8 protein-coding genes are annotated in these 7,587 nt (G+C 55.6%); all 8 read right to left on the reverse strand.

Annotation, left to right across the window (positions count from 1 at the left end):
* Window positions 1-1,136, reverse strand: a 1,136-nt coding sequence (locus ABJQ89_RS12720) for a von Willebrand factor type A domain-containing protein (RefSeq protein ID WP_348496588.1), incomplete at its 3' end; no start/stop codon positions are given.
* Window positions 1,133-1,678 carry an RNA polymerase sigma factor gene (locus ABJQ89_RS12725; protein WP_348496589.1) on the reverse strand — a complete coding sequence of 182 codons (546 nt, stop codon included), beginning with the start codon at window positions 1,676-1,678 and terminating at the stop codon, window positions 1,133-1,135. The genes ABJQ89_RS12725 and ABJQ89_RS12720, both read right to left, overlap by 4 nt.
* A 43-nt stretch (window positions 1,679-1,721) precedes the next feature.
* Window positions 1,722-2,912, reverse strand: coding sequence for a cytochrome P450 (locus ABJQ89_RS12730; protein WP_348496590.1), 1,191 nt, complete (start codon window positions 2,910-2,912; stop codon window positions 1,722-1,724).
* Window positions 2,909-4,837 (reverse strand): 1-deoxy-D-xylulose-5-phosphate synthase, encoded by a 1,929-nt coding sequence (gene dxs, locus ABJQ89_RS12735; RefSeq protein ID WP_348496591.1) that lies wholly within the window; start codon window positions 4,835-4,837, stop codon window positions 2,909-2,911. Before dxs ends, ABJQ89_RS12730 begins: the two co-directional genes overlap by 4 nt.
* A 24-nt stretch (window positions 4,838-4,861) precedes the next feature.
* Window positions 4,862-5,716 (reverse strand): polyprenyl synthetase family protein, encoded by an 855-nt coding sequence (locus tag ABJQ89_RS12740; protein ID WP_348496595.1) that lies wholly within the window; start codon window positions 5,714-5,716, stop codon window positions 4,862-4,864.
* A gap of 14 nt (window positions 5,717-5,730) precedes the next feature.
* A complete protein-coding gene (locus tag ABJQ89_RS12745) occupies window positions 5,731-5,973 on the reverse strand; it encodes an exodeoxyribonuclease VII small subunit (RefSeq protein ID WP_348496592.1) in 243 nt (80 codons plus the stop codon).
* Window positions 5,946-6,896: a histone deacetylase family protein gene (locus ABJQ89_RS12750; RefSeq protein ID WP_348496593.1), complete on the reverse strand. Its 951-nt coding sequence runs from the start codon at window positions 6,894-6,896 to the stop codon at window positions 5,946-5,948. Before ABJQ89_RS12750 ends, ABJQ89_RS12745 begins: the two co-directional genes overlap by 28 nt.
* Window positions 6,897-6,920: 24 nt before the next feature.
* Window positions 6,921-7,587, reverse strand: a 667-nt coding sequence (locus tag ABJQ89_RS12755) for a response regulator (RefSeq protein ID WP_348496594.1), incomplete at its 5' end; no start/stop codon positions are given.

Here is a 7,587-nt window from a genome sequence, read left to right on the forward strand (position 1 = left end):
CCCACATTGAAATCACCATCCGTCGCCAGCAAAACGCGGCTCACCTCGCCATCGTTCTGCATCGATTTTGCAATCGCATAGGCCTGCTGCAAACCGGCTTGCCCATTGGTGCCGCCACCCGCGCTGAGCCGATCCAGTGCGCCCAGAATCGTGTCGCGTTCAGACGCGGCGGTCGGCTCTAACACCTGCCCTGCGCTGCCCGCATAAGCCACGATGGCGACCTGATCGTCTGCCCTCAATTGACCCAACATCAAACGCAAGGATTGTTTAAGCAGTGGCAGTTTGTTCGGCTGGTTCATCGATCCAGAGGTATCGATCAAGAACACAAGATTAAGCGGCGGGCGCGCCTCCACTTCTGGCATTTCTCCCTGCAGTGCGATGCGCAGAAGTTGGGTGTTTTCGTTCCAAGGCGTCGGCATCACAGCGAGCGAAGTTGCGAAAGCTCCCTCTGACGGCGCAGCATACTCATACGGGAAATAGTTCACCATTTCTTCCACGCGTACAGACGCCGCTGGCGGCAATTGTCCATTCATCAGGGACGAACGCATGATCGCATAGCTCGCGGTGTCCACATCCACGGAGAAGGTTGAGACAGGTGTCTCGCTCACCACTTTCAAGCCATTCTCAGGCGCAGAGGCAAAGCTCTCTGTATCCGCTTCAACCATGACAGCGGGCGCATCAGCCACCAGGCCCGCAAACGGCGCAATTCGTTCACGGCTACTAGATTTTGCCATCATCTGCGGAGCAGGGCTTGGCGCGGGCGCTGCCTCCATCACTGCGCTTTCCATCGCAAAATCGACCACTGCTTCTTCCACGACGATTGGCACCTCTAGCAGCGGTGCCTTAGGTGCTGCATCGCGCAACGCAGGCGTGAACATAACCAAGCCAAACGCGGCCAGAGCAGTTGTCGCCGTTAATCCAGCTTTTGAGGTAAGAGCATCAAACATAGCACGAATTCCTTTTGCAAAATCGCCCCTCTTTGGGGCGTCTACAATAGGACGTGGCACAGCGCTTGATCCTTGGAGTGCATCGAAATTTTTCTGCGCGAGCGCAAGGTTTTCAGCGCGGCGCGCAGCATCGGGTTTGGGTGTCGCACTTGTAAAGGCGCGTTTCAGATCGTCGAAATCATCGCTCATTGCTCGCGCTCCTTTATCTCTTTCAGCCGCTTCTTCACTTCACTCATACGCCAACTGATAGTGCCCTCAGAAACGCCCAAAACTTCGCCCACATCACGATGGTTCATATCATCCATGACCAATGCCACCGTATCGCGCAGATCATCGGGCAAGCTGCCAATCGCCTGCATCAGCCAATTCTGCGCTTCGGCCTGTTCCTTGTTCGCTTCGGTGCGGTTCACTTCCCAATCGCCCCAACCCTGTGCCGCCTTTGACCGCGTGGCAGCGCGGCGGCGGCGGTCATGGGACGCATTCACTGCAACGCGATAGAGCCATGTTGAAAAGCTTGATCCGCCTTCGAAGCGCATCAGTTTGGCGGGCAAGGCGGCGCAAATGTCCTGGCACAGATCTTCTGCCTCAAATCGGGAACCAGTCAGGCGAAAGCACAAGCCAAAGAGCCGATCATAAGATCGCTCCAGCAAGAGCGAGAACGCTTTTGCGTCTCCCCCCGCAGCGGCCAAGGCCAGCTCTGTATCACCCGTGTTCATGCGCATCACGATCATAGGACGCGCGTCGATGGTCAATCCTTGGAAGAAAATACAATTTTTATTTGAGACGTGCAGGTAGCGTTGAAAACCCGCGAAAGCGAATGCGTTCGGATCGTGTGCTGCCGCTTAGGATTTCGTAGTTCGGAAAACGCTCTATGAACTTACCAACCGCAATACGCCCTTCCATTCGCGCGAGCGTCAGGCCAACACAAGTATGCGCGCCCCCCGCAAATGCGAGGTGTTTGTTAGGGCGGCGATCAAGCTTTAGCCGATCCGCATCCGCAAACTGCGCAGGATCACGATTCGCCGCACCAATGCACAGATGAAGATCAGTTCCCGCCGGTATTTTGATACCGTGAAGCGTTATATCTTCGGTGGTCAGGCGATTGCCAAATTGGTTTGGGCTTTCCATCCGAAGGAATTCATCAACAGCCGTATTGATCAATTGTGGCTCTGCCAAAAGACAGCGCCGAGCATCCATATCATCCTGCAAAAGCCAAAGCGCGTTACCGATCAGGTTGGTCGTGGTTTCATGCCCTGCGTTCAAAATGAAGATGCAGTTTTGATAAAGCTCTACAGGGCTCAACTGCCCTTCTTCACTTTGGATCAGGCGAGTCAAAACATCCGTTTGCGGATCGCCCGGATTCTTGCGACGCTCATCAACGATCTTTTGCAGGAAGGCGACGAAATCCCGTACCGCCGCATTGCCCCGCGCTTCTTGCTCTTCGGTCAACTGAGGCTCCAACGCCCCTAAGATGGCCAAAGACCAATCGCGCAATGGGCCACGTTGATCGCGTGGGATGTCGAAGAGATTACCAATGACCTCGATCGGGATCGCGCCAGCGAAACTCTCAATCAGATCAACTGTGCCCTGACCCTGCATGTCATCGAGCAACTCGTCCACAAGCGAAACTAGCCCCGGTTCCATCGACGCCAAGGCGCGCGGGTTCATCGCTCCGACCATGATCTTTCGCACACGGGTATGAAGTGGCGGATCATTGAACACGAGCGACGTCGTGTGGTGTTCGAACAGGGGGGCATCGGTTCCGAACTTGGGTGTAAACACCTTCTTTTTGTCGGAAATGAAACGCTTGCCATCACGATAAATCGCGTCGAGATCGTTGTAACGCGACACAATGAACGAGCCATCAGCCTGCCCGCAAACAGGGGCCTGCTCGCGCAGCTTTGCGTAATGTGAGTAAGGATCGTCATGAAAGCCGACAGGCAAATCTGTCAGCGCGAAACTCATGCCGATTTATGCCCAATCTGCGCAATGCCCAGAACGCTTAGAACCTTCGCTTCGATGTCCTCCGCATTCAGCGCCGCGACAGAATACATATCGCGCGGATCGGACTGATCGACGAAGATGTCAGGTAAGACCATCGAGCGGTATTTGAGGCCTGTATCAAACACACCCTCCTCCGCCAAAAGCTGGGCTACATGACTGCCAAATCCGCCAACAGCGCCCTCTTCAATCGTGATCAGCGCTTCATGCTCTTCAGCGAGCTTTAGGATCAAATCACGATCCAGTGGCTTGGAGAACCGTGCATCGGCAATTGTGGGTGTGATCCCCTTAGCTGCCAACGCATCACAGGCATCCTCAACCTCCTTCAAGCGCGTGCCAAAGGACAGGATCGCAACACCTTTGCCCTCTCGGATCATGCGACCCTTACCGATCTCCAGCGGCACGCCTTTTTCTGGAATGTCCACGCCAACGCCCTCACCACGCGGGAAGCGAAAGGCAATTGGGCCGTCATCATGGGCAACCGCTGTGGCAACCATGTGCACCAGCTCTGCCTCGTCCGCAGCGGCCATCACGGTAAATCCGGGCAGGTTGCTAAGATAGGCAATATCAAACGCACCGGCATGGGTTGCGCCATCTGCGCCAACGAGCCCCGCCCGATCAATCGCAAAACGCACTGGCAAGCGTTGGATTGCAACGTCGTGCACCACCTGATCATAACCGCGCTGCAAGAACGTGGAATACATGGTACAAAATGGCTTCATCCCGCCTGCGGCCAAGGCGGCAGAGAACGTCACGCCATGTTGTTCTGCAATCGCAACATCAAAGCAGCGGCTCGGGTAACGTTCGGCAAATAGGTTAAGACCTGTACCATCTGGCATCGCTGCCGTAATCGCACAAACTTTGTCGTCGGCGGCTGCCTCTTTCAAAAGACTTTCAGCGAAGACCTTGGTGTAGCTTGGCGCGTTGGAGGGTGATTTCTTTTGCTCGCCCGTCAATACATCGAACTTAGCCGTCGCATGGCCCTTGTCGCGTGCGCGCTCAGCGGGGGCATAGCCTTTGCCCTTTTTCGTAAGCACGTGGATCAAAACCGGCCCAGTTGCGCGCGCATGAACGGTGCGCAGCACGGGCAACAGTTGGTCCATATCGTGACCATCAATCGGACCAAGATAAGAGAAACCCAACTGTTCGAACAACGTACCGCCAACGGCCATACCTTTGAGCATATCCTTGGCGCGCTTTGCACCCTCACGGAAGGGTTCGGGCAGGAAGCTCACCGCGCCTTTGGCGGCTGATTTCAACTCTTGAAATGGCTCTTCTGCATAAAGGCGGCTGAGGTATGAGGATAACGCGCCCACGGGCGGCGCGATGCTCATCTCGTTGTCATTCAGGATCACGAACATGCGTTTCTTCAAATGACCCGCGTTGTTCATCGCCTCAAACGCCATACCAGCGCTGATCGATCCATCGCCGATCACAGCAATCGCATCCCCCAAGCCACCAGGGCATTCTCCGCCTAAATCACGCGCGACGGAAAACCCAAGCGCGGCAGAGATAGAGGTGGAGCTATGCGCAGCACCAAAGGGATCATAAACGCTTTCGCTGCGTTTGGTGAAACCGCTTAGGCCGTCTTTCATACGCAACGTTCGAATGCGGTCGCGGCGTTCTGTCAGGATTTTATGCGGGTAACATTGGTGCCCCACGTCCCAAATGATCTTGTCTTTTGGCGTGTTGAAGATCGCGTGCAAAGCCACCGTAAGTTCAACAACCCCGAGACCTGCACCCAAATGACCGCCTGTTTCAGAAACCGCCGAAATCGTTTCAGAGCGCAGTTCTTGTGCGACTTGAACAAGCTCAGCATCCGAAAATTGCTTGAGATCTCTGGGCCGCTGTACGCGGTCCAAAAGCGGAGTGATTGGGCGATCAGACATGAGGCATGTCCCTTTGGTAATTGGTCACGAACGACGCTCTACAACAAACCGCGCGGTCGCGCGTAACAAATTTGCGTCATCTCCATAGGATGATAACGCATCACAGGCCGATTCCACCAAAGTTTCGGCGCGACGCTTTGCCCCGTCTAGCCCGAGCAACGACACAAACGTTGCCTTACCAGCATCCGCATCTTTCTGCGCGGCCTTGCCCAACGTGGCGGCGTCCCCTTCAACATCGAGGATATCGTCCGCAATCTGAAAGGCGAGGCCAAGCGCATCGCCGTATTGCGTCAACGTCCTTAAATCAGCGCCAGCCAATCGCGCACCAGCCGTTGCAGACCATGTGATCAAGGCACCTGTCTTGCCATTTTGCAGCTCGATGATCTGCTCTAACGTTAAAGGCACTTCTGCCGTTTCCGCAGCAATGTCGAGCGCTTGACCATAAACCATTCCAGCGCCGCCGCTCGCCTTGGCCAATGATAACGCAAGCGCGCTGCGCACCTCTGCATCATCGTGACATAAGGGATCACTGATCATCTCAAACGCCAAAGTTTGCAACGCATCGCCGCAAAGCACAGCCGTCGCATCGTCCCATTTCACATGAACCGTGGGTTGGCCCCGCCGCAGATCATCATCATCCATACAAGGAAGATCGTCATGCACGAGCGAATAGGCATGCAACGCCTCAATCGCGCAAGCGGGCCAAATAGAACGCGCGACATCAGCGCCGCAGACCCGCGCGCTTTCGCGGACTAGAAAGGCGCGCAGACGTTTACCGCCCGTCGTCGCATAGCGCATCGCATGCACAACAGGCACGTCGGCAAAGCCTGACAAGACGTGCTCAAACTGCTGGTCAACAGCCGCTGACCAGTCTTTCATTTCTAAGGGAAGGGTCACATGCCCTCGACGGGCGTTGTTCCTTTTGGTGCGCCATCGCCATCGAAAGTGATCGCCGCGACCTTTTCTTCGGCTTCTTTGAGCTTGGCCTCACAGCGTTTCTTCAACTCTGCGCCGCGCTCATAAAGCGAAATGGATTGCTCAAGCGGAACATCGCCGCGCTCTAGCTGGCTGACGACTTGCTCAAGCTCACCCATGGCTTGCTCAAAACTCATTTCGGTAACTGGGGTGTCGCCCATCCGCTGGCCTCCATCAAAGCATCTACATGTGCGCCCACAGCATCTGCGAGCGCGTCCAAGTCATAGCCCCCTTCGAGCGCAGAGACCACACGCCCCTCGCACAATTCGTCTGCAATTTTGCAAAGTTCTTGGGTGAGCCATTTGAAATCGCCAGTGGACCAATTGAGGTTCGCAAGCGGATCATCCTGATGCGCATCGAAACCGGCAGAGATAAAGATAATGTCTGGTTTAAATGCCCTCAAGCGCGGGAAAACGTCGCTCGTATAGAGCGCTCGCATCTGATCGCCCGTGCTTTCCGGTGCAATAGGTAGGTTCAGAACGTTGTCATATCCGCCCTTATCGCTCGGCTCGCCCGTACCGGGCCAAAGCGGCATTTGCTGGGATGTGATCACCAAGGCACGCGGTTCATTCCAGAGTAAATCTTGCGTACCATTACCGTGGTGCACATCGAAATCAACGACAGCCACGCGTTTCAGACCATGATGCTCCAACGCATATTTCGCGCCAATCGAGACATTGCCAAACAGGCAAAACCCCATCGCCGTGGTTTTTTCCGCGTGATGCCCCGGCGGACGGATCGCAGCAAAGGCATTGCCTGCCTCACCGCTCATCACCATGTCCACCGCTTTCGTGACAGCTCCAACCGCACGAAACGCAGCATCGAGCGATCCGGGGGACATAAACGTATCGCCATCAATCTGGCGGTGGCCCGTATCTGGCGATGCACTGCGCAGGTCAGTGATATGGGTCGCTGGATGGCAACGCAGAATGTCATCCTCGCTGCCCATTGGCGCTTTGACGCGTGTCAGCTCTTTGCCGTCTAACGCTTTCAAAATGTACTCAAGCCGCGCCACCTGTTCAGGGTGGCCATTTGGCGTCACATGCTCAAGGCATGCGGGATGGGTGATGAGGGCAGTGGTCATCGCGGCTCCAAAATTTCGAATGGTTTAATCAGGCGCCAGCATATACCCAGCGCCGCGCACGGTTTGCATGTAGCGGGGTTGCTTCGGATCGACCTCGATCTTGCGGCGCAGGCGGGTGATTTGAACGTCAACCGCGCGCTCTTGCGCTTGGCCGCGATCACGGCCCAGGTCTTCAACCAGTTGCGCGCGGCTCACAGGCTCGCCCACATGTTTGGAGAAAATGCGCATGAGCTGTGACTCGGTCGCTGTGAGGCGGACCAGATCATCGCCATTCCACATTTCACCGCGATCAATGTCGTAGCGCACGGGGCCGAGGTGGAGCACCTTAGGTACTGAATCAGCAGCATCCGCTTCTGGCATACGACGCAGGATCGCGTTGATACGGAGCAGCAGCTCTTTTGGCTCAAACGGCTTGGCGAGATAATCATCTGCCCCTGCCTCCAAACCTTCGATCCGGTTTTCGGTTTCACCCTTGGCAGTGAGCAACATAATTGGCGTTTCGGACGTCTTGCGCAGATCGCGCGTCAGACTGATGCCATCTTCGCCCGGCATCATCACATCTAATACGATCAGATCGAAATCGAGACCTGATAGAATGCGTCGCGCATGGGCCGCATCACGTGCTGATGTGACAAGAAACCCATTCCGCATAAGAAATTTCTGTAGCAAACCACGAATGCGCTCGTCGTCA

The sequence above is a fragment of the Planktotalea sp. genome (assembly GCF_039984035.1).
GTDB lineage: Bacteria > Pseudomonadota > Alphaproteobacteria > Rhodobacterales > Rhodobacteraceae > Planktotalea.

What these genes read in the sequence shown, in the direction of transcription:
- ABJQ89_RS12740 (WP_348496595.1), bottom strand. Translation starts at nt 5,716, where the DNA reads ATGAAAGACTGGTCAGCGGCTGTTGACCAGCAGTTTGAGCACGTCTTG.
- ABJQ89_RS12750 (WP_348496593.1), bottom strand. Translation starts at nt 6,896, where the DNA reads ATGACCACTGCCCTCATCACCCATCCCGCATGCCTTGAGCATGTGACG.
- dxs (WP_348496591.1), bottom strand. Translation starts at nt 4,837, where the DNA reads ATGTCTGATCGCCCAATCACTCCGCTTTTGGACCGCGTACAGCGGCCC.
- ABJQ89_RS12730 (WP_348496590.1), bottom strand. Translation starts at nt 2,912, where the DNA reads ATGAGTTTCGCGCTGACAGATTTGCCTGTCGGCTTTCATGACGATCCT.
- ABJQ89_RS12725 (WP_348496589.1), bottom strand. Translation starts at nt 1,678, where the DNA reads ATGATCGTGATGCGCATGAACACGGGTGATACAGAGCTGGCCTTGGCC.
- ABJQ89_RS12745 (WP_348496592.1), bottom strand. Translation starts at nt 5,973, where the DNA reads ATGGGCGACACCCCAGTTACCGAAATGAGTTTTGAGCAAGCCATGGGT.